We start from the raw sequence: 22,553 nt of genomic DNA, 5'->3' as shown, positions 1-22,553 counted from the left end.
TACTATTTGTCAACATTTTTCATTATACCACAAAATGGAAAAGGCGGTGCAAGAAATCTGTAATTTGAAGGATTTCCTTCTGATGTTCAATGAAAATCAAAGTACAGCTTTGAGGTTGCAGATAAAGCTGACATGGTTTGAAGAGATTTCCAAAGAGTATTAGGACATAGCTCCAGCCTGCAAGCTATACATCTTGTGATAGGTTCCTCCCAAGGCCAAGAGTTCCTCATGGGTTCCACTCTCGATGATACGCCCCTTGTCCAAGACGTAGATGCAGTTGGCGTCTTGGATGGTCGAAAGGCGATGAGCAATAGCAATGGTCGTCCGACCCTGTCTCATCTTAGCTAGGGAATCTTGAACCAAACTCTCTGTTTCAGAGTCAATATTGGCTGTCGCTTCATCCAAAATCAGGATTTTAGGCTGACTGGCGACTGTTCTAGCAAAGGCAAGAAGCTGGCGCTGGCCAGTAGAAAAGCTCGAACCACGCTCGGAAACGGGGGTATCATAACCCTGCGGAAGGTCCTGAATAAAGGAATCTGCATCCACAAAGGCAGCCGCAGCCTGGACCTCTTCATCACTAATGTCTTGGTACATGGCGATATTGGACTTGATAGTCCCGTGATAGAGGAAGGGATCCTGTAAGACCAAACCGATATTCTTTCTCAACTCTTCCTGACTGTAGTTCCTGATATCCACACCATCCAAGAGAACGCGGCCTGACTGAAATTCATAAAAGCGCATGAGGACATTGATAATGGAAGATTTCCCCGAACCTGTATGCCCTACAAAGGCAATGGTTTCACCCTTCTTAACTGAAAAGGAAATATCATCTAGAATCTGGTGTTTTCCATCATATGAGAAACACACGTGCTCAAACCGAATATTACCTTCTGTAATCTTTGCTTGGCTATCCTTTTGAAGGGGTTCATAGGTCCTCTCGTCAATCAAGGCAAAGACACGTCCAGCTGAGACCATAGAAGTTTGAAGGGTTGAAAAGTTTTGCGTCACCTCAATCAAGGGGTCAAAGAGCCGATTGATGTACTGGATAAAAGCATACATGGTTCCTGCTGTTATTCCCAGATAAAGCCCGCGGTAACCAAAGTAGGCCATCAAGACTGCATATCCTAGGAGTTTCAGCAAACTCATGGCAGGTCTCAAAAAGAGGGCATCCAAGGCCACAGAACGGTTGGCATAGACCAAGTGTTCTTGGTTGATTTCATCAAATTCTGCTTGCAGGCGATTCTCTTGGTTGAAGGCCTGGATAATCCTGATTCCCTCGATATTCTCTGCCAGCTTACTATTGATATCTGACAAGAGACTTCTGGTTTTTTCGATGATTTTCACTGACTTTTTCCGATAGAGATTGACTAAAAGGAAAATCAAGGGTAGAAAGAGCAAAACTAAAGCTGTCAAACGAAAATCCAGCACCAACATGGTATACAGAGTTGTCAGAAAGATGAAAACTGCTGAAATAAAGCTGGATAAAATTCCCGAAAACATATCACTGATGGTCTCAGTATCATTGGTCAAACGAGAGACGATGGAACCTGCTGGCGTCTTGTCAAAATAAGACATGCCCAGTTTCTCCATATTGGCAAAGGCATCGTGACGAATATCTCTGACAATACTGTAGGACACCCGCGCAAAGAGAAGATTGCCGACATACTGGACCAGAGTTTGCAGGATATAGAGGCCATAGTAGGCCAATAAAACTGTAATAGCAAGATGGTTTAGGTTGCTGAGGTACTGGTCGATAAAGTGGGAAGCCACAAGGGGAATGACACTTTTAATGATTGTAGTCACGAGGAGAAAACTGAGTGCCAAAAAGGTCAGGAGGCCATAGGGCTTGAGATAAGACATCAAGCGCTTCAATACAGCCAATTGTTCTTGCTTATTCTGCATCTTCTTCTCCTTTCATTTCCAACTGCTGAGACTGGTAGGTTTGGGCATACCAGCCATCCAAAGCTAGCAAGTCTTCGTGCCTGCCTCGTTCGATAATTTGACCATTTTGCAGGACTAAAATCAAATCTGCATGGACAACTGCACTGAGGCGATGAGCCGTAATAATGGTTGTTTTGTCCTTTCGCGTCTCCTTGAGTTTGTCGATAATCGCATACTCCGTCTTGGCATCCACGGCCGACAAAGAATCATCTAAAATCAAGATATCAGGGTCTAAAATCATCGCCCGACTCATGGCCAGACGCTGCTTTTGACCACCAGAAAGACTGACTCCCTTTTCACCGATAATGGTCTCAAATCCCTGGGGCATGGCTACAATGTCTTGATAAACTTGAGCTAGCTTAGTCGCTTCCTCAACCGCTGAAAGGGGCAAGTTAGGATTGCCAAAGCGGATATTATCTAAAATCGAAGTCGCAAAGAGAAACTGATCTTGAGGGACATAGCCCATGAGACCACGAAGGTCTGTCAGACGATAATCACGAATATCGTGATCGTTTAGATAAATAGCTCCCTTATCCACATCGTATTCACGCAAGAGGAGCTTAATCAAGGACGTTTTCCCAGAGCCTGTCTGTCCGACCAAGCCTAGGGTTTGTCCTTTTTCTAAACTAAAGTGAATATCCGTCAGTGTCTCCTCATTTTCAAAGGCAAAGCTGTCAATAGCGTACTCCAAACGTCCATTTTCAATACCGTCCAGAGGAAACTCAGGGTCTTTTACAGGTGATTCCTGAGATAAAAGTTCCTCAATCCGTTGGTAAGAAACCTTGCCTCGCTGAGTGATATTAAAGAGGAAACCAATGGCCATAAGAGGCCAGACCAGCATATCCAAGTAGCTGATAAAGGTGACCAGATTCCCAACCGTAATCTGTCCCTCCTGAACCATCAAGGAACCGACCAAAAGGGTTAAAACATAGGATGAACCAACAAACAAGAGAACCATAGGGTCAAAGAGACTATCGTATTTCATGGTTTGGAGGTTCTTTTGGAAGGTCAATTCATTTACTGCCTGAAAGGACTTGAGCTCGTCCGCCTGATAACCGAAAGATTTGGTCACTTTGATACCCGATACAGACTCCTGCACCTTGTTATTGAGTTCGGAAAATGCCGCCTGTGACTCGCCAAAGGCCTTGTGGGTCTTTCTCCCTAGACGACTGGTCGCATAGGCCATGAAAGGCAAGGGAAGAATGGCAACCAGAGTCATCTGCCAAGAAATGCTAAAAAGCATGGTCAGCAAAGTCACCAGCGCCGTGATGGAAGCATCCACTGCTGACATGACTCCTCCACCTGCGAGACGAGTTAGGGCATTGATATCATTGGTGGCGTGTGCCATCAGGTCTCCCGTTCGATAGGTCTGATAAAAGGCTGGCGACATTTTTGTGAAATGCTCAAACAATCGAGAGCGCATAATCTGCCCCAGACGGTAGGAAGTTCCAAGGATATACATGCGCCAAACATATCGCAGATAGTACATCCCAAAGGCTGCCAGCAGCAGATAAAATAGATTAAGAAGGAGGTCCTGATGGGTTAATTGCCCCGATGTAATGGCATCAATCACCCGCCCCATAACCATGGGAGGAATGAGATTGAGGACGGAAACCAAGACCAAGGCCATAATCCCGACTAGATAACGGCGTTTTTCTAACCTGAAAAACCACCAAAGTTTTTGAATAATGGACATAAAATCCCTTTCTGATTGCAAATGGAAACCTGAGGCCAAGACTCAATGAAAATCAAAGAGCAAACTAGGAAACTAGCCGCAAGCTGCTCAAAGCACTGCTTTGAGGTTGTAGATAGAACTGACGAAGTCAGTAACCTACATACGGCAAGGCGACGTTGACGCAGTTTGAATTTGATTTTTGAAGAGTACAAGACCCCAGGTTTTTCTTATTCATAAGTTACGACTGAGACGGCACCCTTGTCATACTCAGCGATAAAGATATTGGCCACATTGTCATGCCCTTGTTTGCTGAGATTATCAAGCAACCACTCTTCGCTACGGTCAATATATTCCAAAACATCGACTTGGATCACACCGTCAGTCACAACTGGATACTTAGGATTTTCATCTCCCATTTGGACCACGATGAGTTGGCCATTTTGCTCATGCACAGCTCGTTTGACCTGTTTCATCTGGAAAATTCCTTGGCTACGAAGTTTGAGAGCAACTTCTGCTGCAGACAAACCAACTGAACGACAGGCTTCTGGGTCAATCTGCCCATTTTTGATAAGGAGAGTTGGTTTTCCATCAATCAAGCGTTTGACAAAACGAACATTGTTATTGAGCCACTTGAGGGTCAAGACCAAAATCGTCCACATCATCAAAATCACTGCGTACTGCAGAATGCTGATTGAACTATTGTAAATCACCCCACCGATGATACCACCAAGAACATAGTTCTGAATTTGGTCTGTAGCAGAGTTAGGTGCTAGATTCCCCTTTCCTGTCACATTAATAACAAAAACAAGAGAGAAAAGACCCAAGGCCAGTTTGATTAAAATTTCCATATAATTGAGTGTCATTTGTTTACCTCCACCAATTCAATAGCGTCTGTTTGATGCAATTCTAATTTCTCTAAAAGATACTTGTCTGGTTGGCTCCCGTTCATGGCACGATAGAAATTTGAACCTACCTTGATAAGTGCTCCATCAGTGGCTGCAGAAGTATTGACATAAACTTCTGATTTATCCACTCCCAAGTCTTTGGAAACAACCTCTATGAAATGAAGGGAAGTTTGAAATTGGTTGTTAGAGGCTTGATTGGTCTGGTATTTTGAGATTGTTACCAAAAGCATGGCTACCAAGGTCAAGGCCAAAATCATGACCAATTCCCGAAACTTAGTCCCCTTTTTATCTCGATAGGCTTTAAAAGCAAAAAATCCTGTGATAGCTAGGAGCACAATCCCAAAGCCAATCATGATGCCATTTTGCTGACCAATTTGGCTGAGGACATAGTCATATGAGTAAAATTTCATTTATTTTCACTCCCTTTCATAAAATCATTCTTCATTATAAACGAAAGAGGATGATTTTTCAAACCATACGTTGGGGAAATGCGCCTTTTTTTGGTATAATATAGTCTGTAATCTGAATGAAAAAGGTAACTTTATGAAACTCATCTCATGGAATATTGATTCCCTCAACGCAGCCCTAACGAGCGACTCAGCTCGTGCAAAATTGTCGCAAGAAGTCCTGCAAACCTTGGTAGCCGAAAATGCTGATATTATCGCTATCCAGGAAACCAAGCTTTCTGCCAAGGGTCCTACTAAAAAACACTTGGAAATTTTAGCTGAACTCTTTCCAAACTACGAAAACACGTGGCGTTCTTCTCAAGAACCTGCCCGCAAAGGCTATGCTGGAACCATGTTCCTTTATAAGAAAGAACTCACACCCACTGTCACTTTTCCAGAAATCGGTGCCCCTTCTACCATGGACTTAGAAGGTCGCATCATCACTCTAGAATTTGATGAATTTTTCGTGACCCAAGTTTACACTCCAAACGCTGGCGACGGCCTCAAACGTTTGGAAGAACGCCAAGTCTGGGATGTCAAATATGCGGAGTACTTGGCTGAACTAGACAAAGAAAAACCAGTCCTTGCGACCGGTGACTACAATGTAGCCCACAATGAAATTGACCTTGCAAATCCTGCCAGCAACCGCCGTTCACCTGGATTTACCGACGAGGAACGTGCTGGATTTACCAACCTCTTGGCAACTGGATTTACTGACACCTTCCGCCATATTCACGGCGATGTCCCAGAGCGTTATACTTGGTGGGCGCAACGCAGCAAGACTTCTAAAATCAACAATACAGGCTGGAGAATCGACTACTGGCTCACTAGCAACCGCGTTGCTGACAAGGTGACCAAGTCTGACATGATTGACTCGGGTGCGCGTCAAGACCATACGCCGATTGTATTGGAAATTGAACTCTAAGGAGAAAGCTAATGGACTATCAAGCTGTCATTCCTGAATTTGTAGTATCTGACCTCGAAAAGTCACGCCACTTCTACTGCAACTTGCTGGGATTTTCTGTCGAATACGAGCGTCCAGAGGAGAAATTTCTCTTCCTCTCGCTTGAAGACTGCCAACTTATGCTAGAAGAAGGCAGCACAAAAGAATTAGCCCAACTAACCTATCCTTTCGGGCGCGGTGTCAATATTTCCTTTGGCATTGAAGATGTCCCTCAGCTCCACCAAAAACTGCTGGAGGCCAACTATCCTATTTATCGTCCGCTGACCAAAAGAGAATTTCGAGTGGGAGATAGCTTTATTTACCCTCATGAATTTGCAGTTTTGGATCCAGATGGTTATTTTCTAAGATTTAGCGAATAGAATAATCGAAGTCTACAATACTATCTAGCATTGCAGCCTTTTATTCGTTCGTTTTTATGATCTATTTACTAACAAAATATTTGATTTATAAAGCTAATTGGTGTAAAATATAAACATTGGCAGCAGCCTGTTTAAAATTGAATATCATTTTACTTGTTTATGTCGTGAATTGGCACGACGTTTCTACAAGGTGCCGGAACACCTAACAATGAGTATGTCAGCTGAAGGTATGGTTTTGGCCATGCCTATTTTGGGGACTTACTTAGGGGATTAAGTAGGTCCTTTTTTAGTATTTTGCTAAGGCTAGCCTTCAAGGTTAAATATAATATTTTTAATATTTCCCTTATTTAGTGCGGACGGGAGCAACTTCCTTCGGAATTTCATCCCTAATTTTTGAGCCCCTAGCTCTTTCATTTCTAGGCTTAGGCTAAAATAGTTCCCCGAACTATTTTACTCTCAAAAATCCCGTCATATACAATAACAAGATTATTGTATATGATACCACTACAGCGGGAAATATCTAGTAAAACTCGCTTCGCTCACACTAGTATTATACATATACATTATTAGCAAACTAAATCACTATCGAAACATTTAAACAAGCAAATGAAGCATCTTTTAGACTTTAGGAGGTCTTATGAAATTATTAGAAGAGCGCATCCTCAAGGATGGGCATATCTTGGGGGACAATATCCTCAAGGTGGATTCCTTTTTAACCCACCAAGTTGACTATCGTTTGATGCGGGAGATTGGTAAGGTTTTTGCGAAAAAATTCGCAACTGCTGGCATTACCAAGGTTGTAACGATTGAAGCTTCAGGTATCGCCCCAGCTGTTTTTACAGCTGAAGCCTTGAATGTTCCCATGATTTTCGCAAAAAAAGCAAAAAATATCACCATGAACGAAGGCATCTTAACTGCCCAAGTCTACTCCTTTACCAAACAAGTGACTAGCACGGTTTCCATCGCTGGAAAATTCCTCTCACCTGAGGACAAGGTCTTGATTATCGATGATTTTCTTGCCAATGGACAAGCTGCCAAAGGCTTGATCCAAATCATCGAACAAGCTGGAGCAAAAGTCGAAGCGATTGGTATCGTGATTGAAAAATCCTTCCAAGATGGTCGTGATCTGCTTGAAAAAGCAGGCTACCCTGTCCTATCACTGGCTCGCTTAGATCGTTTTGAAAACGGTCATGTCGTATTTAAGGAGGCAGATCTCTAATGCAACAACAAGAAAAACACTCGCAAGCAGCCGTTCTTGGCTTGCAGCACTTACTCGCCATGTACTCAGGATCTATCCTAGTTCCTATCATGATAGCGACAGCTCTTGGCTATTCAGCTGAGCAGTTGACCTACCTAATTTCCACAGATATCTTCATGTGTGGGGTGGCCACCTTCCTCCAACTTCAACTCAACAAATACTTCGGGATTGGACTACCAGTCGTTCTCGGGGTTGCCTTCCAATCCGTCGCTCCTTTAATTATGATTGGGCAAAGCCACGGTAGCGGTGCTATGTTTGGTGCCCTTATCGTTTCTGGGATTTATGTAGTTCTGATTTCCGGCATTTTCTCAAAAGTTGCCAATCTCTTCCCATCTATCGTAACAGGATCTGTTATTACGACTATTGGATTGACCTTGATTCCTGTCGCTATTGGAAATATGGGGAATAACGTTCCAGAGCCAACTGGTCAAAGTCTCTTGCTTGCTGCTATTACTGTTCTGATTATCCTCTTGATTAACATCTTTACCAAAGGATTTATCAAGTCTATTTCCATTTTGATTGGGTTGGTTGTCGGAACTGCCATTGCTGCTACCATGGGCTTGGTTGATTTCTCCCCTGTTGCAGCAGCACCACTTGTCCATGTCCCAACTCCCCTCTACTTTGGGGTGCCAACCTTTGAAATCTCCTCTATTGTCATGATGTGTATCATCGCAACGGTGTCTATGGTTGAATCCACTGGTGTTTACCTGGCCTTGTCTGATATTACCAATGACCCAATCGACAGCATGCGCCTGCGCAACGGTTACCGCGCAGAAGGTTTAGCTGTCCTTCTCGGAGGAATCTTTAACACCTTCCCTTACACAGGATTTTCACAAAACGTTGGTTTGGTTAAATTGTCAGGTATCAAGACTCGCCTACCAATCTACTACGCAGCTGGTTTCCTAGTTCTCCTTGGACTCCTTCCTAAGTTTGGCGCCCTCGCCCAAATCATTCCAAGCCCTGTCCTTGGAGGGGCCATGCTGGTGATGTTTGGTTTTGTTTCCCTTCAAGGGATGCAAATCCTCGCCCGTGTTGACTTTGCTAACAATGAACATAACTTCCTTATCGCAGCTGTCTCCATCGCTGCAGGTGTCGGACTCAACAATAGTAATCTCTTCGTCAGCATGCCGACAGCCTTCCAAATGTTCTTCTCAAACGGGATCGTCGTAGCCAGCCTACTCGCCATTGTACTCAATGCAGTATTAAATCATAAAAAGAAATAAGAAAAAGAGGTGTGAGCCTCTTTTTTGTTTCTTTATATCCTTACCTGTCTGTCTTCTGACCTTTGTCCTGTGACAAACATGGTAAAGGTGGCTTTGCAGACATTTCTGCCTTCTTGATTGGTGATATCCACATCCACGACACAGGTTGTGCGACCTTGATGGACACATTCTCCTTTAATCGTCAACACATCGTCGCGTTTTCCTGCCTTGAGGTAGTTGATAGAGGATTGGAGTGTCACTCCATCAAGCCCCAGCGAGATAACCACCAAGCCACTAATCTGGTCACAAAGAGTGAAGAGATAGCCACCATGGGCATTGCCATAATAGTTGAGCGACGAGTCCACTACTTTTGTCGTCACCACAACATGACCATCTCTCATTTTTTCTATTTCGTAATTTTCAAAGGCAGATATAGCGTCAAAATGAAAATCTTTCATCGTTTCCTCCTGATAGTTCAAACGACACTATGATACTACTTTTTATAGGACTGCGCAAGGAGAAAGCTCCTAATTTGGCAAAATTCCGACCTGTTCTACAAAGCGCATAAAGGCTACCTGTCCTTGTTCCGTCTGCTTGTAAACCCCTGCGTCTTCCAGAACACGCGCAAAGATAGCGCCTACAGAGTCCTTGACGATTTCAAGGGCTTTTTCTTTATCTTTTAGGTCTGGATGTTGGACTTTGAGCTGGTCTGCCCATTCCTGATGATAAGAGGCAACTGCCTCATCACCTCCTACAAGATAACTAGCGACTTGCTCCACTTCTACTTTCAAACGAGGTGGTAAGATAGCCAAGCCCATGACCTCAATCAAGCCGATATTTTCCTTCTTGATATGTTGGACATCCTTGTGGGGATGATAGATACCGTCAGGATGCTCTGGCGATGTCTGATTGTCCCGCAAGACCAAGTCCAACTCAAACTGACCATCTCGTTTACGGGCAATGGGTGTAATGGTGTGATGCGGTGTCCCGTCTGTCTCTGCCAATACTTGCACACTTGGATCTGAATACTGTCTCCATTCCTGCAATATCTTATCAGCCAAGTTAATCAAATCCTCTTTGGAATCCGAAGTCAAACGTAGCACTGACATAGGCCACTTGACAATCCCAGCCTTGACTTGTTCAAAACCAGTAAAAGAGAAAGTCTTTTGCAAGGGAGCCAATTCCATAGGAAATACATGACGGCCTCCCTGATAGTGATCATGAGTCAGAATAGAGCCTCCCACGATTGGAAGGTCGGCATTCGAACCTGCAAAATAGCCTGGAAATTGCTCTACAATCGCCAGCAGGCGCTCAAAACTCTGACGACTAATGGCCATGGGACGGTGCTGGCCGTCTAAGAAAATACAGTGCTCATTAAAATAAGCATAGGGCGAATACTGGAAGCCCCACTCCTGACCCGCCATTTCGAAACGGATAATGCGGTGATTGCTGCGAGCTGGGTGGTTAACTCGACCATGGTAGCCTTCGTTCTCTAGACAAAGCTGACACTGGGGATAATTGCTAGCTTGCACCAACTTGGCTGCCGCAATCTCTTTCGGATCCTTTTCAGGCTTAGAGAGGTTAATGGTAATCTCAAGTTCTCCGTAATCAGACGGCACACGATAAGCAATATTTTTAGCAATGGCCTTAAGCTTGATGTAGTCATTTTTCTGGCTAAGCTGGTAAAAATCTGCAATTGCCTGCTCAGGAGAGTGGGCGTAGGTTGTCCAAAAGTCACGATTAGCCTGACTCGGACAAGGGGTCACCAAGTCCATCAATTCAGCACCGAGGATTTCACGCGAAGTCTGACTATCCTCAATCGTCTCTAATCGAACAGCCTCCTCTACCAGCTGGTCCTTAAGGTCAATCAATGTATCTAGATTAGTCTCAACTTCCAAAACACCTTCGCCCACTCGTGCCAAGACACGATTGGTCAGGTAGATTCGATCCATTTCTTCAAAGGAACTTTCAGAAATGACATGTGTTACAAATTTATCTACTAAGGTCACTATAATGCCTCCTTTTAACTAGTCAAGGACGCGAGTGCCACCTGCAACTTCAGCGATATAGAAGCTTGGAGCATATCCAACGACTTCCTCGTAGTGCTTGCCAACAGCTACTTTAAAAGCCTCAACGGCATCTTTTTGAACCAAGGCAATGGCACAGCCACCAAAACCTGCTCCTGTCATACGAGCACCGAGAACACCTTCTTGATCCCAAGCTGTGTGAACAAGAGTATCCAATTCCAAGCCAGTTACTTCATAGTCATGCTCCAGAGAAACGTGTGACGCATTCATCAATCGTCCAAACGTTTCTAAATCACCTGCTTGAAGGGCTGCTTGAGCTTTAAGAGTACGTTGGTTTTCTAGCACAGCATGGCGAGCACGTTTCAAACGATTTTCGTCTTTAATCAGATAGCTGTATTGGTCAAAGGCCCACTCGTCCAATTCACCCAAGGTCTGAATCTCCAAGGCAACTTGCAATTCTTCCACAGCTTTCTCACACTCAGCACGGCGTTCATTGTATTTAGAGTCCGCTAGTTCACGGCGTTTGTTGGTATTCATAATAACAACGACATTGTCCTTCAAATCAAGTGGCACCAAGTCATATTCTAACGTATTTGTATCGAGGTAAATAGCACGTTGGTCAGCACCCATACCGATAGCAAACTGGTCCATGATACCAGAGTTGACTCCGATAAAGTTATTTTCTGTTTGTTTTCCGATTTTAACCAAATCCAAACGGTCTAGTTTTAAATCAAAGAGATGCTCTGCCACAACCCCTGTTAAAAGTTCCAAAGATGCTGAAGAGGACAAGCCTGCACCATTGGGGATATTTCCATAAACATAAAAATCAAACCCTTTGTCAATCACGTGTCCAGCTTCTTGCAAGAAATGAAGAACCCCTTTTGGATAGTTGGTCCAGCTGTGCTCTTTTTCAAACTTGAGGTCAGCAAGAGGCACTTCAATGATACCCTTGTCCTCAAAGTTGGCTGAGTAGAAACGCAAAACTTGGTCGTCACGTTTGCGAGCCGCCCCATAAGTTCCCAAGGAAATAGCTGCTGGGAAAACATGCCCACCATTGTAATCCGTGTGTTCACCAATCAAATTGATACGGCCTGGTGAAAAGAAAGTTTGGTCTGCTTCTTGACCAAAAACGGCAAGAAAGTCTTTGCGAAGGGCTTCAGCAGTAAGATGTTGTGTCATATGAATTCTCCTTTGACTGTCCGTTAAGTCATCTTAACGTGTAATCGTTTTCTTCTATTGTATCCAAGGGATTTGCCAAGGTCAATCCTTTTTACTAAACTTTTACTAAACTATCAGTAAAAAGCAGAAAAATATGATATACTAACCTAAAAGGAGGAGGATTTATGGCTACCTTAAAAGACATCGCACAGCTAGCCTCTGTCTCTATCGCGACCGTATCCCGTGTCCTCAATCGCGACCAGAGCCTATCTGTCACAGAAGAAACCAGACACCGTATTTTAACAGTTGCTGAAGAGCTGGGCTACACCAAGCACCTCAAGACAGGCGAGTCCCACAAACCCAAGCAAAAGATTGCCATTATCCAATGGGTCAGTGAACAAGGGGAGTTGGACGATCTCTACTACTACCAGATTCGCCTAGGCATAGAAAAAAGAGCCCAAGAGTTGGACTATGATATCCTGCGCTATTTTAATGACCATCCTTTTACCCTCAGCGAGGAAGTGATTGGCATTCTCTGCATCGGAAAGTTCAGCCGAGCTCAGATTGCTGCCTTTGAAGAATACCAAAAACCTTTAGTCTTTATAGACAGCGATACCCTCTCATTAGGTCATACCTGTATTATCACTGACTTTTACACTGCTGTGAAACAAGTTGTAGACCATTTCCTCAGCCAAGGGATGAACCGTATTGGAATTCTCACAGGCCTTGAGGAAACAACCGACCAGGAAGAAATTATCCAGGATAAGCGGCTAGAAAATTTCAAAGACATTACCCAAGCAAATGGTATCTACCATGAAGAACTGGTCTTTCAGGGGAGCTTTACTGCCCAGTCTGGCTATGACTTGATGAAGGAGGCCACTCACAAGCTAGGAGAACAACTCCCACCAGCCTTTTTCGCTGCTAGCGATAGTTTAGCCATCGGCGCCCTCCGTGCCCTTCAAGAAGCTGGAATTAGCCTACCAGACCGCGTCAGCCTCATTTCTTTTAACGACACCAGCCTGACTAAGCAGGTCTATCCTCCCCTTTCTAGCATCACTGTCTATACCGAAGAAATGGGCCGAGCAGGGATGGATATTCTTAACAAGGAAGTTCTACACGGTCGCAAAATACCTAGCCTAACCATGCTGGGCACCAGACTGACATTGAGAGAAAGTACGAGGAATGAATAAGATAACAAAACGACCTCTAGCGAGATCGTTTTTCTAATGATGATGCCCATGCTTCTGCTCCAACTCTCTCACCCTCCGCCTATGTTGCGCATGATTGCTTTGACTGCTATCCACTTCAATAGTGATATTCTGCACGCCTCTTTCTTCTAAACATTGACGCACCACTTCTTTGGTCTCCATCATCTGCTCCCAGTCCTCGATACAGATGTGGACAATAGCATTGTTCTCTAGACCGTCCATGGACCAAATGCTAAGTTGATTGACACTTTTGACATTGGGTAGAGCCTCTATATCCTTTTCCAAATCACTTGTCTCGACCCCTTCCGGCACAGCATCTAGGAAAATTTTCAGTGCGCTCCAAAAGCGAGGAATGGCTTTCGACAGAATAAAAATAGAAATAACCAGCGATAAGAGCGGATCGAGGATATACCAATCTGTAAATCGGAGGATAATCGCCATTAGAATGACAGCCAACCAACCAAGAGTATCTTCTAGAAAATGCAAGCTAAGAATAGACTCATTCTTTGTTTTCCCCTCACGAACTACCAGACTTGCTAGCACATTAATAGCTACTGCAATGATTCCCAGCCAGAGGATCCCTTCCTCATTGACGGGTTGCGGGTGAGCGATCTTTGTGATATTTTCCAAGATCACTAGGACAGACCCTATCGTAAGAATCACAGCCGTTAGCATGGCCCCTAAAAGACTAAAACGTTTGTAACCCAAGGTGTACTGCCTATCTTCTTCACGGTTGGAAATCGTTTCTAAAAGGGCAGAGATACCAATGGCTATAGCATCTCCCAAGTCATGAACAGAATCAGCAAGAACTGCACTCGAACCAAAGATTCCTCCTGCGATAAACTCAACAATCGCATAGCTTAAATTTAAGAAAAAAGCTAACCAGATAGATGTTTTAGAACTCATTTCTCTCCCTCCTTTGGTATAATGGGTATATACATACTTCTTTCATTTGTATTATCTAATAAAATCCAAAGAAAGGATAGAAGCAAACTGTCAGCCATGTTCAGTTCTGAACAGTTTGTCTCAAGTGTCTATATGCCAAAAAGAGACCGTCGGGTTAGTAAGACTAAAAAAGCCATCTATCAAGCTTTTTTACAACTTTTGAACGACAAAGGCTATGATACCACTACTGTTCAGGATATCATTGACCTAGCAGATGTTGGACGTTCTACTTTTTACTGTCACTACGAGAGTAAGGAACTCCTTTTAGATGACCTCTGTCGCTACCTCTTTCATCATCTCTTTGAAAGAGAAGGACACTTTACTACCGAGGACTACCTCGCACATATCTTTTTACATTTTCAGAAAAACCAGGACCATGTCACCAGTCTCCTTTTTTCCAAAAACGACTACTTCCTCCGCCAACTACACAAGGAACTCGAACACCATGTTTACCCCATGGTAGCGGAGGATTTGCAAGAGGCCTATCCGAACATACCAGCCTCCTACCTCAAACATTTTGTAGTAACCAATTTTATCGAAACACTGACCTGGTGGCTAAAAAAAGGAAAATCTTATACAGAAGACCAAGTAGTGAGATTTTACCTTGATGTAATGGGGATGACCTCTACAACTCCACTTGATAACTAAGCCTGTAACTCAGAAAGGAACCAACTATGTTAACTTCGATGATTCTAGGAATACTAACAATTGTACTAGCTCTCGCCTTCTCATTGCTTCACCTTGCAGCTGCTTTTTCAGCCATAAAACAAAGAAACTACAGTCTGGGAAACACGTGCATCTTGGTCGGCAGTTGTCTCACCTCTCTGGCTCTAGCCATCTTTTACTTCGTCCCACTTGCAACCATTCTTCTATGGATTGTGGGCTCGAGTATCGTCTGCTATGGTGCCTACTGGAACGGCCAACAGAAAGAAGGTCAACATATATCGCACCACATCGTTCGCATAACGACCGCTATTGTCATTACGATATTATTCATTTTGCTCTAACACAAAAAGGATCATCTGATCCTTTTTTACTTTTTAAGCACTCTTTGCGGCCTTGCTCCATTGATACCAACCAACTAGACTATTGATCAAGTAAATCAGGTATTTCCCTTGGATTTGCAGGCTTTCTCCCCACCAGAGATAGATTGAAAAGACATTGGTAGCTGCCCAGAATATCCATTGTTCACGGTAAACAGCTGTCATGAGAATTTGCCCTACCCCGTTGGTCGCATCTGTGATAGAATCGCGATAAGGACGATTGGCTCCGATAGACTGATAAATGAACCCAAAGACCAACCACCAAAGAACACTAATAGAAAGATACTTGGTCCAACCCTTGCCGTCCAGTTTACGCGCGACAAACTCCTGCTTTTCCTTTTTAAACTGCGCCTGGTAGATCCACACTAGAAGTCCAATTGGCTGCATGGCCGTGAAGTAAAGTGTCGTCAGCACCTCACCATAAAAGCCTTTCTGCAAAGCCAAGATAAGGTAAATGACAGAGTTAATCAAACCAAAAAGGTAATTACTCGCTCGACCTTCCGATACAAAGATAACACAGATAATTCCAGTCAGACTACAAATCATCCCAACCCAGTCAACAATGCGGTGTTCATAAATCAACTCAAGCCAGATTGGAAAACTTCCTAAAACTAGCAAATAAAGCCACTGAGCAAAACTACGATTGGCAAAGAGGTCATTCCAGATAGCCTTTATGGTTCCTGAAAATCCCAAATCAGCCATAGCAGCAACCATACGGCGGTAACCGCCAGACATCTCACCAAGAGTAATTTTGATATTCTTGAGTTTTGTTTGCAAATAAGTCGTCATATTTTCTCCTTTTGTTTTTAAAGAGCCGTGTCTGGATAGACTTTCGGACGCAACGCTCTATTATATATCTACTGAACTGTCTATACACAAGATTTCCATCCTTAGTCGACATGAGCTGGAAATCTTTATTTGTTAAGTAGTTCACAACACATTATACACCTATTCTCTGAATAGTCAAGTGTATTTACAGTAAAATATTGGAAAATCCTGAAAATTTCCTCTTATACTCTTCGAAAATCAAATTCAAACCACGTCAGCGTCACCTTACCGTATATATGTTACTGACTTCGTCAGTTCTATCTACAACCTCAAAGCTGTACTTTGAGCAACCTGCGGCTAGCTTCCTAGTTTGCTCTTTGATTTTCATTGAGTATTATTTTCCATTTTAAATGACATTTAGTAACTCTAATATCAAAAATGCCCAGACAAGATTGTCTGAGCATTTTCTATATATCGTTTAACCAAGTTGAGTTTAGCATTTTCAAGCTATTTCTTCAACAAACCTTGTTCTTGTAAAAACTCCTTGGCTACTTGTTCTGCTGACTTGCCTTCAACACCGACTTGGTAGTTGAGCTGGCTCATCTGGCTTTCCGTGATTTTACCAGCCAATTTATTGAGAACTGTCTCCAATTCAGGATGTTTCTTGAGAAGAGCTTCTTTCATGAGTGGCGCTCCTTGATAAGGTGGGAAGAGTTGCTTGTCATCCTCCAAGACCTGTAAGTCATAACGTGCCAACTCTGCATCCGTCGAATAGGCATCTGTGATTTGAATATCGCCTGACTGAATTGCCTGATAGCGAAGAGCCGGCTCCATGGTCGCTACGTTGAGATTGAGACCATACATTGATTGCAAGCCCTTATTTCCATCCTCACGATCATTAAACTCGAGAGTAAAACCGGCCTTCAACTGCCCTTCTACTTTTTTCAAATCCGAAATGGTCTTCAAGCCATATTCTTGAGCAATCTTTTTCGGAACAGCTACAGCGTAGGTATTTTGATAAGACATGGGTTTGAGATAGGCAAGATGATCTTGTTTGGCAATGCCATCACGCGCCACCTGATAAACCTGATCCGGCTCATGACCTACCTTGGGTGATGGCTGAAGCAAACTTTCAGTCACCGTACCGGTAAATTCAGGATAGATATCAATATCCCCTTTTTTCAGAGCTTCATAGAGGAAGCTTGTTTTCCCAAAATTCGGCTTAACAGTCGCAGTCATACTGGTATTTTCTTCAATCAACAATTTATACATATTAGCCAAAATTTCTGGTTCTGGACCCAATTTCCCAGCAATCACCAAGTTTTCTTTCTCTTTTTGAGCCAAGAGGGCTGGACTATAAGACAGACCGAGTAATATGGTCACCAAGGCAAAACCAGAGAAAATCGTCCGCAATTTTGCTTTTTCCATCACTTTTAGTAGGAAGTTAAAGGCAATGGCCAGCACTGCAGAAGAAAGGGCCCCAATCAAAATCAGACTAGTATTATTGCGGTCAATTCCCAAAAGGATAAAGGAACCCAGTCCCCCTGCACCAATCAAGGCTGCCAAGGTCGCCGTACCAATAATCAAGACCGCTGCCGTCCGAATCCCAGACATAATGACAGGCATGGCAAGTGGAATTTCAAACTTCTTGAGTCGCTCCCACCTGGTCATCCCAAAGGCAATCCCAGCCTCTTGTAGACTTGGATCAATCCCCTTTAGCCCAGTGATGGTATTTTGCAAAATCGGGAAAATCGCATAAATCACCAGAGCAGTCAAAGCAGGCAAGGTTCCAATTCCCATCAAGGGAATAAAGAGTCCTAACAAGGCCAGAGACGGGATGGTCTGGAAAATCCCTGCAATCTGCAAGACCCAGTCCGCTATCTTTTCATGATAACGAAGATAAACAGCCAAGGGAATAGCGATAAAAATAGCTAGTAACAAGGTCAACAGTGACAACTGCAAATGTTGAGATAGAGCTGTTACCCAGTCACCAAAACGATCCTGAAAAGTTGATATCAAATTAGTCATGAACACTACCTCCAAACAAGTCTGCTACAAAGTCTGTTGCAGGAGCTTTTAAAATGGTCTCAGGATTCGCCACCTGACGAATCTCTCCATCCTGCAAGACAGCAATACGGTCCGCCAATTTCAAAGCTTCATCCGTATCATGGGTCACAAAAATCGTTGTCATACCAAACTCTTTATGCAATTCTTTCGTCAGAACCTGCAACTGTTTTCTCGAAATAGCATCCAAGGCTGAAAAGGGCTCATCCATGAGGAGGATCTTAGGCTGACCAATCATGGCACGGACAATCCCGACCCGTTGCTGTTCTCCACCAGATAATTCACTAGGTAAGCGATGCCCATACTCAGCTACCGGTAAACCAACCTTAGCTAAAAGCTCTTCTGTTTTCTGAGCAATTTCTTCCTTAGTCCAGCCCTTCATCTCAGGAATGAGAGCAATATTTTCCGCAACCGTTAGATTGGGAAAAAGAGCAATGGCCTGTAAAACATAACCAGTAGAAAGACGAAGCTCACGCTCGTCATAGTCTTTGATGCGCTTGCCATCCATGTAAATATTTCCATCAGTCGGTTCCAAAAGACGATTAATCATCTTAATCATGGTCGTCTTACCGGACCCAGAAGGCCCAACTAAAACCATGAACTCCCCATTCTCAATCCGTAAATTAACATCTCTCAAAACATCTTTTTCTGTATAGCGTAACGCTACATTTTTGTATTCAATCATTCTTTGTCCTCTATTTAAAACTTTCCTCGATTAGTCAAGTCTTCTACCTTAGGCATGACTTCCTTATTATCCCAATGCTCCACAATCAAGCCATTCTCCAAACGGAAGATGTCATACTGGGCATAGGCAACTCCATCAATCTGAGTCTGCCCATAGCTAACCACATAGTTTCCTTGTCCCAAAAGCTGGAAAACAAAGTCGAAAGTAACACCATGTTCAGCCACATAATTTTTATAGGCCTGACTTCCTTGTCCAATCTCATGATTATGCTGAATCAAATCGTCTGCCACATAATCATTCCACTGCTCTAGCTCCCCATTTTGGAAAATTTCTGTCAAGAAACGGCGAACTAACTTTTTATTTTCTGCTGTCTTGTCCAAATCCTTGATCTCAAAATCTCCAAAAATCTGGTCTAATTGGCCATTTTCAGGTGTTCGATAGTAGTCAATAACATCCCAATGTTCTACGATACGGCCATTCTCATCCGCACGGAAAGTATCTGTCGTCACCCATTGAGCTTCCCCACCATTGAGATATTGATGAACATGGACGAAGACTAGATTACCGTCTTCAATGGTGCGAACAATTTTCATCTCACGCTCGGGATGGCGCTCAAAGAAGTTTGCAAAGAAAGCCGCAAACCCTTCTTTCCCATCTGGCACACCTGTCGAGTGTTGAATGTAGGTATCCCCTACAGACTGAGCTTGAGCCTCCGCAACACGCCCATCTTGAATGGCGTGAATATATAGATTTTGGGCATTTTCAACTTGTTTTGACATGATTTATGCCTCACTTTCCTTCTCTTTCAGATTGTCTAAAATGCGTTCCTGATAGCTTTCAAACTGACGGATTTCTTCTTCAGAGAAGCCTTTATAAAAAATTGCATCTAATTTTTGACTGACACGTTGCCCAACTTCTTTCTGGGACTTGCCCAACTCTGTTAAAACTAAATACTTCTTACGCTTATCTTCTCCACACGGACTGACAGTTATAAGATTTTGTTCCTCTAGCTTTTTTATCATAGTCGTCAGCGTATTATTAGCAAGCCCAGTCGCAAGCGCAATATCTGTCGCAGTTGCACAGCCCGTCTTACTATTCCATAAAACCGCTAAAATCTTTCCCTGCTCACTCCGATAAAGAGAGTCAGGGTCTTGTCTCAGTAACTTTTGAAAAATCCGCCCATTCAACAAACGAATATGATGGGCTACCAAATGACAATATTTCATGAAACCTCCAATTTATTTCTATATCGATACGAATAAAAAACATTATAATACTTATTATTCCAATTGTCAACTATTTCGATTTAGAACTAATTTTTCTCAGTAAAAAATCTCCTACTCAAGGTAGAAGATTTCAATCTTATAAACTTAATCCGTCATGTCTGATACCAAAGTTCGACGCTCCAATGGAATACTGCACATAACTAACAAGAAAATGAAGCCTGACTGAATCCAGAAAAGGGCCAAGTCAAAGATTCCATGCACAGCAACCACTGTAAGGAAAGATAGATAAAGACCGATAATCGGACGTTTCCCCGACTCCTGACTCATATCCATCATCAAACGAACAGGAGCAACAGAAGACAAAGCTAATAAAATAGTCCCCACAATTCCGTAACTCAGAATCGTATCAATATAAAGGCTGTGAGCATGTTCATGATAAGGAGCATTTATCCGAGGATAAGAGTGCATATAGGTCAATGGCCCCTCCCCCCAAAAAGGATTTTGCTTAAACAAGGCCATCCCAGCATCCCAGATAGAAATGCGTTCTTCCATAGAGGAATCTAAAGTCCCCATCCGAACTCCCAAATCACTAGAAAAAAGGAAACTCAAGCCAATCGCAAAGACCCCGATACTAAGCCAAAAGGCCTTCCAGTTTTTAATGGTTGTAAAGAGATAAATGATGGCTCCAGCGATAATAGCAGGAAAGGCAGTTCGATTTTGCGTAAAGTTCAATCCAAAGAGATTAACAAAGCCTGCAATCACACAGAATACCTTCAACCAATTCAACTTGGTCGTTGTAAAGAGATAGAAGGCAATCATGATACAGAAACAACAAATAATTCCATAGTAATTAGGATTAAAAAAGGTCACTTCTGCCCGATTCTGATGCCATACCTGCATATTGGGCGAAAGAAAGGCATAGTTAAATTTCTTTACAATTTGGAAATGCTCCAAAGTAGCAAAAACAGCAGAGAGCACACTACCAAACAAGATTGTCTGCAGTATAAGTCGAAAGAAAGCATGTGTCAGACGTTTCTGGTAAAAACTAAAGAAAATGAGGAAGAGAAACATCAGTAAAGATGCAACCAATCCAAGCCAGTTCTTGGCGACGATAGAGATGATACTACTGTAGGCAATAAAAAAGAGAAGTACAGGATGTTTGGCCAATCCTTTGATAATTCCCTTCATCTCCCCAGTAACAAGTAAACCTATCAAATATAAAGCAAAGAGAGCTAAGAACAAATAAAAAGGTAAAAAGATACTTATGATCATCAAATACAAAAAGAAATCTTTTTTCGAAAGCCCTCTTATCTTATCCAGTAATCCAATTGATTTCAAAACGGATCCTTTCTGTTCTGGATTTCTCCAGAAGATAAATGCTAAACTATCTTTATATTCTACCATTTTTTCCGTCATTTGGGAACAATGAACACGCTACCAAAAAGAAAAAATCAGTGAATATTTAGAAAAATTTTTAAGGAGAGAAATTTTACAAAGCAATTATTGCTCCCCTACAACTATTCATTTCCCTAAATTAAAGAAAGCTGTGGTAGAATAAAAGAAAGCTATAAAAATCACTATAGAACAAATCTGTATAAAGGAAAATCAATGAAATCACACCAACTAGTCTACCAAATATTAGCTAGAGAAAACGATTATGTTAGCGGAGAAAAAATCGGAGAAGAACTGAATTTAAGTCGTACATCTATATGGAAAGCGATCCAACGTCTTCAACAAGAAGGCCTAGAAATTGATAGTATCAAAAATAGAGGATACAAGCTTATTCAAGGCGATCTGATATTGCCTGATTTGATTCAAGAGAACACCAACTTAACCATTCGCTACAAACCTGAGACAAACTCAACACAAACAGATGCAAAAGAAGGGATTGAGGCTGGAAACCAAGGAAACACACTCTATCTTTCAACCTGTCAAACAGCAGGTCGTGGCCGCTTTCAGCGCCCCTACTATTCTCCATCTCAGGGCGGGATCTATATGTCTCTGCATATTCAACCAAACCTTCCCTATGAAAAACTCCCATCCTATACTCTTCTTGTGGCAGCTGCAGTCTGCAAAGCCATTAAAAATCTAACTATGATAGAAGTAGATATCAAATGGGTAAATGATATCTACTTTAAAAATAAAAAGATAGCAGGTATCCTCACCGAAGCAATGACATCAGTTGAGACAGGCTTGGTTACAGATGTCATTATCGGACTGGGTATAAATTTTTCTATAGCAGACTTCCCAGATGACCTAAAAGAAAAAGCAGGCAGCCTATTTATGGCACCTGCACCAATTAGTCGTAATGAGCTCATCAGCGAAATATGGAATTGTTTCTACAATACGGATTCAGATGAACTACTTTATATCTATAAAGAAAGATCAATCGTTCTTGGAAAAGAAGTTACCTTCCAGCTAGATGGAAAATTGAATAAAGGTCTTGCAAAAGAAATCTCAGAATCTGGTCAACTTCAAGTCGAACTTGAAGATAAACATACTATCTGGCTAAATAGCGGAGAAATATCACTAACAAGTTGGTAATAAACAAATCCCCCTTTTAACGATTTAGAAGGGGGATTTGCTTACAAAAAAAGAGCCTAACAGCTCTCTTAACTTACGGAGAATGGGGGATTCGAACCCCCGCGCCGGTTACCCGACCTAACGATTTAGCAAACC

At 42.7% G+C, this 22,553-nt stretch carries 22 protein-coding genes and 1 riboswitch; of the genes, 8 read left to right on the top strand and 14 right to left on the bottom strand.

Annotation, left to right across the window (positions count from 1 at the left end; all coding sequences use genetic code 11):
- Positions 1 to 159: 159 nt before the first annotated feature.
- The 4 genes from ADM50_RS04240 to ADM50_RS04220 all read right to left on the bottom strand — a co-directional run bounded on the left by ADM50_RS04240 (position 160) and on the right by ADM50_RS04220 (position 4,931).
- Positions 160 to 1,902, bottom strand: coding sequence for an ABC transporter ATP-binding protein (locus ADM50_RS04240; protein ID WP_049484646.1), 1,743 nt, complete (start codon positions 1,900 to 1,902; stop codon positions 160 to 162).
- Positions 1,892 to 3,637: an ABC transporter ATP-binding protein gene (locus ADM50_RS04235; protein ID WP_049484645.1), complete on the bottom strand. Its 1,746-nt coding sequence runs from the start codon at positions 3,635 to 3,637 to the stop codon at positions 1,892 to 1,894. The genes ADM50_RS04240 and ADM50_RS04235 overlap by 11 nt, the downstream gene beginning before the upstream one ends.
- A 206-nt stretch (positions 3,638 to 3,843) precedes the next feature.
- Entirely contained in the window at positions 3,844 to 4,479 is a 636-nt protein-coding gene (locus ADM50_RS04225) for a DUF421 domain-containing protein (protein WP_000174452.1), read from the bottom strand.
- Complete coding sequence (locus ADM50_RS04220; RefSeq protein ID WP_033606256.1) at positions 4,476 to 4,931, bottom strand: DUF3290 family protein; 456 nt, start codon at positions 4,929 to 4,931, stop codon at positions 4,476 to 4,478. Before ADM50_RS04220 ends, ADM50_RS04225 begins: the two co-directional genes overlap by 4 nt.
- Positions 4,932 to 5,064: 133 nt before the next feature.
- Between ADM50_RS04220 and ADM50_RS04215 the strand changes: the two genes are divergently transcribed.
- The 4 genes from ADM50_RS04215 (at position 5,065) to ADM50_RS04200 (ending at position 8,771) form a co-directional block, all read left to right on the top strand.
- The gene (locus tag ADM50_RS04215) at positions 5,065 to 5,892 is read left to right on the top strand and encodes an exodeoxyribonuclease III (protein WP_049484644.1); all 828 of its coding nucleotides are present in this window, start codon (positions 5,065 to 5,067) and stop codon (positions 5,890 to 5,892) included.
- Between the two features lie 11 nt (positions 5,893 to 5,903).
- Complete coding sequence (locus tag ADM50_RS04210; RefSeq protein ID WP_033606257.1) at positions 5,904 to 6,290, top strand: bleomycin resistance protein; 387 nt, start codon at positions 5,904 to 5,906, stop codon at positions 6,288 to 6,290.
- Between the two features lie 133 nt (positions 6,291 to 6,423).
- Positions 6,424 to 6,519: riboswitch (purine riboswitch) on the top strand.
- 408 nt (positions 6,520 to 6,927) lie between these two features.
- Positions 6,928 to 7,509, top strand: coding sequence for a xanthine phosphoribosyltransferase (locus tag ADM50_RS04205; RefSeq protein WP_049484643.1), 582 nt, complete (start codon positions 6,928 to 6,930; stop codon positions 7,507 to 7,509).
- Complete coding sequence (locus tag ADM50_RS04200; protein WP_049484642.1) at positions 7,509 to 8,771, top strand: nucleobase:cation symporter-2 family protein; 1,263 nt, start codon at positions 7,509 to 7,511, stop codon at positions 8,769 to 8,771. Before ADM50_RS04205 ends, ADM50_RS04200 begins: the two co-directional genes overlap by 1 nt.
- Before the next feature lie 32 nt (positions 8,772 to 8,803).
- Here ADM50_RS04200 and ADM50_RS04195 read toward each other — a convergent pair whose 3' ends face one another.
- From ADM50_RS04195 to ADM50_RS04185, 3 genes are all read right to left on the bottom strand, one after another.
- Positions 8,804 to 9,208 (bottom strand): PaaI family thioesterase, encoded by a 405-nt coding sequence (locus ADM50_RS04195; RefSeq protein WP_044020314.1) that lies wholly within the window; start codon positions 9,206 to 9,208, stop codon positions 8,804 to 8,806.
- A 69-nt stretch (positions 9,209 to 9,277) separates the two neighbouring features.
- Positions 9,278 to 10,759 (bottom strand): UDP-glucose--hexose-1-phosphate uridylyltransferase, encoded by a 1,482-nt coding sequence (locus tag ADM50_RS04190; protein WP_049484641.1) that lies wholly within the window; start codon positions 10,757 to 10,759, stop codon positions 9,278 to 9,280.
- 18 nt (positions 10,760 to 10,777) lie between these two features.
- The gene (locus tag ADM50_RS04185; RefSeq protein WP_049484640.1) at positions 10,778 to 11,956 is read right to left on the bottom strand and encodes a galactokinase; all 1,179 of its coding nucleotides are present in this window, start codon (positions 11,954 to 11,956) and stop codon (positions 10,778 to 10,780) included.
- A gap of 164 nt (positions 11,957 to 12,120) precedes the next feature.
- Between ADM50_RS04185 and galR the strand changes: the two genes are divergently transcribed.
- On the top strand, positions 12,121 to 13,125 hold the full coding sequence (galR, locus tag ADM50_RS04180; protein ID WP_049484639.1) for a DNA-binding transcriptional regulator GalR: 1,005 nt from the start codon (positions 12,121 to 12,123) through the stop codon (positions 13,123 to 13,125).
- Positions 13,126 to 13,158: 33 nt separating this feature from the next.
- Here galR and ADM50_RS04175 read toward each other — a convergent pair whose 3' ends face one another.
- Entirely contained in the window at positions 13,159 to 14,049 is an 891-nt protein-coding gene (locus tag ADM50_RS04175; protein ID WP_049484638.1) for a cation diffusion facilitator family transporter, read from the bottom strand.
- A gap of 132 nt (positions 14,050 to 14,181) precedes the next feature.
- On the opposite strand from ADM50_RS04175, the gene ADM50_RS04170 reads away from it, so the two are divergent.
- Together ADM50_RS04170 and ADM50_RS04165 are read left to right on the top strand one after the other, a co-directional pair.
- Positions 14,182 to 14,736: a TetR/AcrR family transcriptional regulator gene (locus ADM50_RS04170; RefSeq protein WP_048779743.1), complete on the top strand. Its 555-nt coding sequence runs from the start codon at positions 14,182 to 14,184 to the stop codon at positions 14,734 to 14,736.
- A gap of 26 nt (positions 14,737 to 14,762) precedes the next feature.
- Positions 14,763 to 15,095 (top strand): hypothetical protein, encoded by a 333-nt coding sequence (locus ADM50_RS04165; protein WP_049484637.1) that lies wholly within the window; start codon positions 14,763 to 14,765, stop codon positions 15,093 to 15,095.
- A gap of 33 nt (positions 15,096 to 15,128) precedes the next feature.
- Here the strand turns inward: ADM50_RS04165 and pnuC are convergent, their stop codons facing one another.
- The 6 genes from pnuC to ADM50_RS04130 all read right to left on the bottom strand — a co-directional run bounded on the left by pnuC (position 15,129) and on the right by ADM50_RS04130 (position 21,212).
- Positions 15,129 to 15,920, bottom strand: coding sequence for a nicotinamide riboside transporter PnuC (gene pnuC, locus ADM50_RS04160; protein WP_049484636.1), 792 nt, complete (start codon positions 15,918 to 15,920; stop codon positions 15,129 to 15,131).
- 486 nt (positions 15,921 to 16,406) lie between these two features.
- Complete coding sequence (locus ADM50_RS04150) at positions 16,407 to 17,927, bottom strand: ABC transporter permease/substrate-binding protein (protein ID WP_049484634.1); 1,521 nt, start codon at positions 17,925 to 17,927, stop codon at positions 16,407 to 16,409.
- Entirely contained in the window at positions 17,920 to 18,648 is a 729-nt protein-coding gene (locus ADM50_RS04145) for an ATP-binding cassette domain-containing protein (RefSeq protein WP_049484633.1), read from the bottom strand. The genes ADM50_RS04150 and ADM50_RS04145 overlap by 8 nt, the downstream gene beginning before the upstream one ends.
- Before the next feature lie 14 nt (positions 18,649 to 18,662).
- Positions 18,663 to 19,427, bottom strand: coding sequence for a nuclear transport factor 2 family protein (locus tag ADM50_RS04140; protein WP_000043837.1), 765 nt, complete (start codon positions 19,425 to 19,427; stop codon positions 18,663 to 18,665).
- 3 nt (positions 19,428 to 19,430) lie between these two features.
- Positions 19,431 to 19,874: a MarR family winged helix-turn-helix transcriptional regulator gene (locus ADM50_RS04135; RefSeq protein WP_049484632.1), complete on the bottom strand. Its 444-nt coding sequence runs from the start codon at positions 19,872 to 19,874 to the stop codon at positions 19,431 to 19,433.
- A 144-nt stretch (positions 19,875 to 20,018) separates the two neighbouring features.
- Positions 20,019 to 21,212 carry an O-antigen ligase family protein gene (locus tag ADM50_RS04130; protein WP_049484703.1) on the bottom strand — a complete coding sequence of 398 codons (1,194 nt, stop codon included), beginning with the start codon at positions 21,210 to 21,212 and terminating at the stop codon, positions 20,019 to 20,021.
- A 270-nt stretch (positions 21,213 to 21,482) separates the two neighbouring features.
- Between ADM50_RS04130 and birA the strand changes: the two genes are divergently transcribed.
- Complete coding sequence (birA, locus tag ADM50_RS04125) at positions 21,483 to 22,418, top strand: bifunctional biotin--[acetyl-CoA-carboxylase] ligase/biotin operon repressor BirA (protein WP_049484631.1); 936 nt, start codon at positions 21,483 to 21,485, stop codon at positions 22,416 to 22,418.
- The last annotated feature ends 135 nt before the right edge of the window (positions 22,419 to 22,553 follow it).

The organism is Streptococcus oralis (genome assembly GCF_001075675.1).
Lineage (GTDB): Bacteria > Bacillota > Bacilli > Lactobacillales > Streptococcaceae > Streptococcus > Streptococcus oralis_V.
The sequence above is the reverse complement of the archived record's forward strand: the minus strand, read 5'-3'. Positions and strand labels throughout refer to the sequence as shown.

Excerpts from the sequence above, each read along its gene's own strand:
- ADM50_RS04205 (WP_049484643.1), top strand. The coding sequence starts at position 6,928 with ATGAAATTATTAGAAGAGCGCATCCTCAAGGATGGGCATATCTTGGGG.
- galR (WP_049484639.1), top strand. The coding sequence starts at position 12,121 with ATGGCTACCTTAAAAGACATCGCACAGCTAGCCTCTGTCTCTATCGCG.
- ADM50_RS04145 (WP_049484633.1), bottom strand. The coding sequence starts at position 18,648 with ATGATTGAATACAAAAATGTAGCGTTACGCTATACAGAAAAAGATGTT.
- pnuC (WP_049484636.1), bottom strand. The coding sequence starts at position 15,920 with ATGACGACTTATTTGCAAACAAAACTCAAGAATATCAAAATTACTCTT.
- ADM50_RS04135 (WP_049484632.1), bottom strand. The coding sequence starts at position 19,874 with ATGAAATATTGTCATTTGGTAGCCCATCATATTCGTTTGTTGAATGGG.
- ADM50_RS04215 (WP_049484644.1), top strand. The coding sequence starts at position 5,065 with ATGAAACTCATCTCATGGAATATTGATTCCCTCAACGCAGCCCTAACG.
- ADM50_RS04195 (WP_044020314.1), bottom strand. The coding sequence starts at position 9,208 with ATGAAAGATTTTCATTTTGACGCTATATCTGCCTTTGAAAATTACGAA.
- ADM50_RS04140 (WP_000043837.1), bottom strand. The coding sequence starts at position 19,427 with ATGTCAAAACAAGTTGAAAATGCCCAAAATCTATATATTCACGCCATT.
- ADM50_RS04170 (WP_048779743.1), top strand. The coding sequence starts at position 14,182 with ATGCCAAAAAGAGACCGTCGGGTTAGTAAGACTAAAAAAGCCATCTAT.
- ADM50_RS04175 (WP_049484638.1), bottom strand. The coding sequence starts at position 14,049 with ATGAGTTCTAAAACATCTATCTGGTTAGCTTTTTTCTTAAATTTAAGC.
- ADM50_RS04210 (WP_033606257.1), top strand. The coding sequence starts at position 5,904 with ATGGACTATCAAGCTGTCATTCCTGAATTTGTAGTATCTGACCTCGAA.
- birA (WP_049484631.1), top strand. The coding sequence starts at position 21,483 with ATGAAATCACACCAACTAGTCTACCAAATATTAGCTAGAGAAAACGAT.
- ADM50_RS04220 (WP_033606256.1), bottom strand. The coding sequence starts at position 4,931 with ATGAAATTTTACTCATATGACTATGTCCTCAGCCAAATTGGTCAGCAA.
- ADM50_RS04165 (WP_049484637.1), top strand. The coding sequence starts at position 14,763 with ATGTTAACTTCGATGATTCTAGGAATACTAACAATTGTACTAGCTCTC.
- ADM50_RS04200 (WP_049484642.1), top strand. The coding sequence starts at position 7,509 with ATGCAACAACAAGAAAAACACTCGCAAGCAGCCGTTCTTGGCTTGCAG.
- ADM50_RS04240 (WP_049484646.1), bottom strand. The coding sequence starts at position 1,902 with ATGCAGAATAAGCAAGAACAATTGGCTGTATTGAAGCGCTTGATGTCT.
- ADM50_RS04150 (WP_049484634.1), bottom strand. The coding sequence starts at position 17,927 with ATGACTAATTTGATATCAACTTTTCAGGATCGTTTTGGTGACTGGGTA.
- ADM50_RS04185 (WP_049484640.1), bottom strand. The coding sequence starts at position 11,956 with ATGACACAACATCTTACTGCTGAAGCCCTTCGCAAAGACTTTCTTGCC.
- ADM50_RS04235 (WP_049484645.1), bottom strand. The coding sequence starts at position 3,637 with ATGTCCATTATTCAAAAACTTTGGTGGTTTTTCAGGTTAGAAAAACGC.
- ADM50_RS04225 (WP_000174452.1), bottom strand. The coding sequence starts at position 4,479 with ATGACACTCAATTATATGGAAATTTTAATCAAACTGGCCTTGGGTCTT.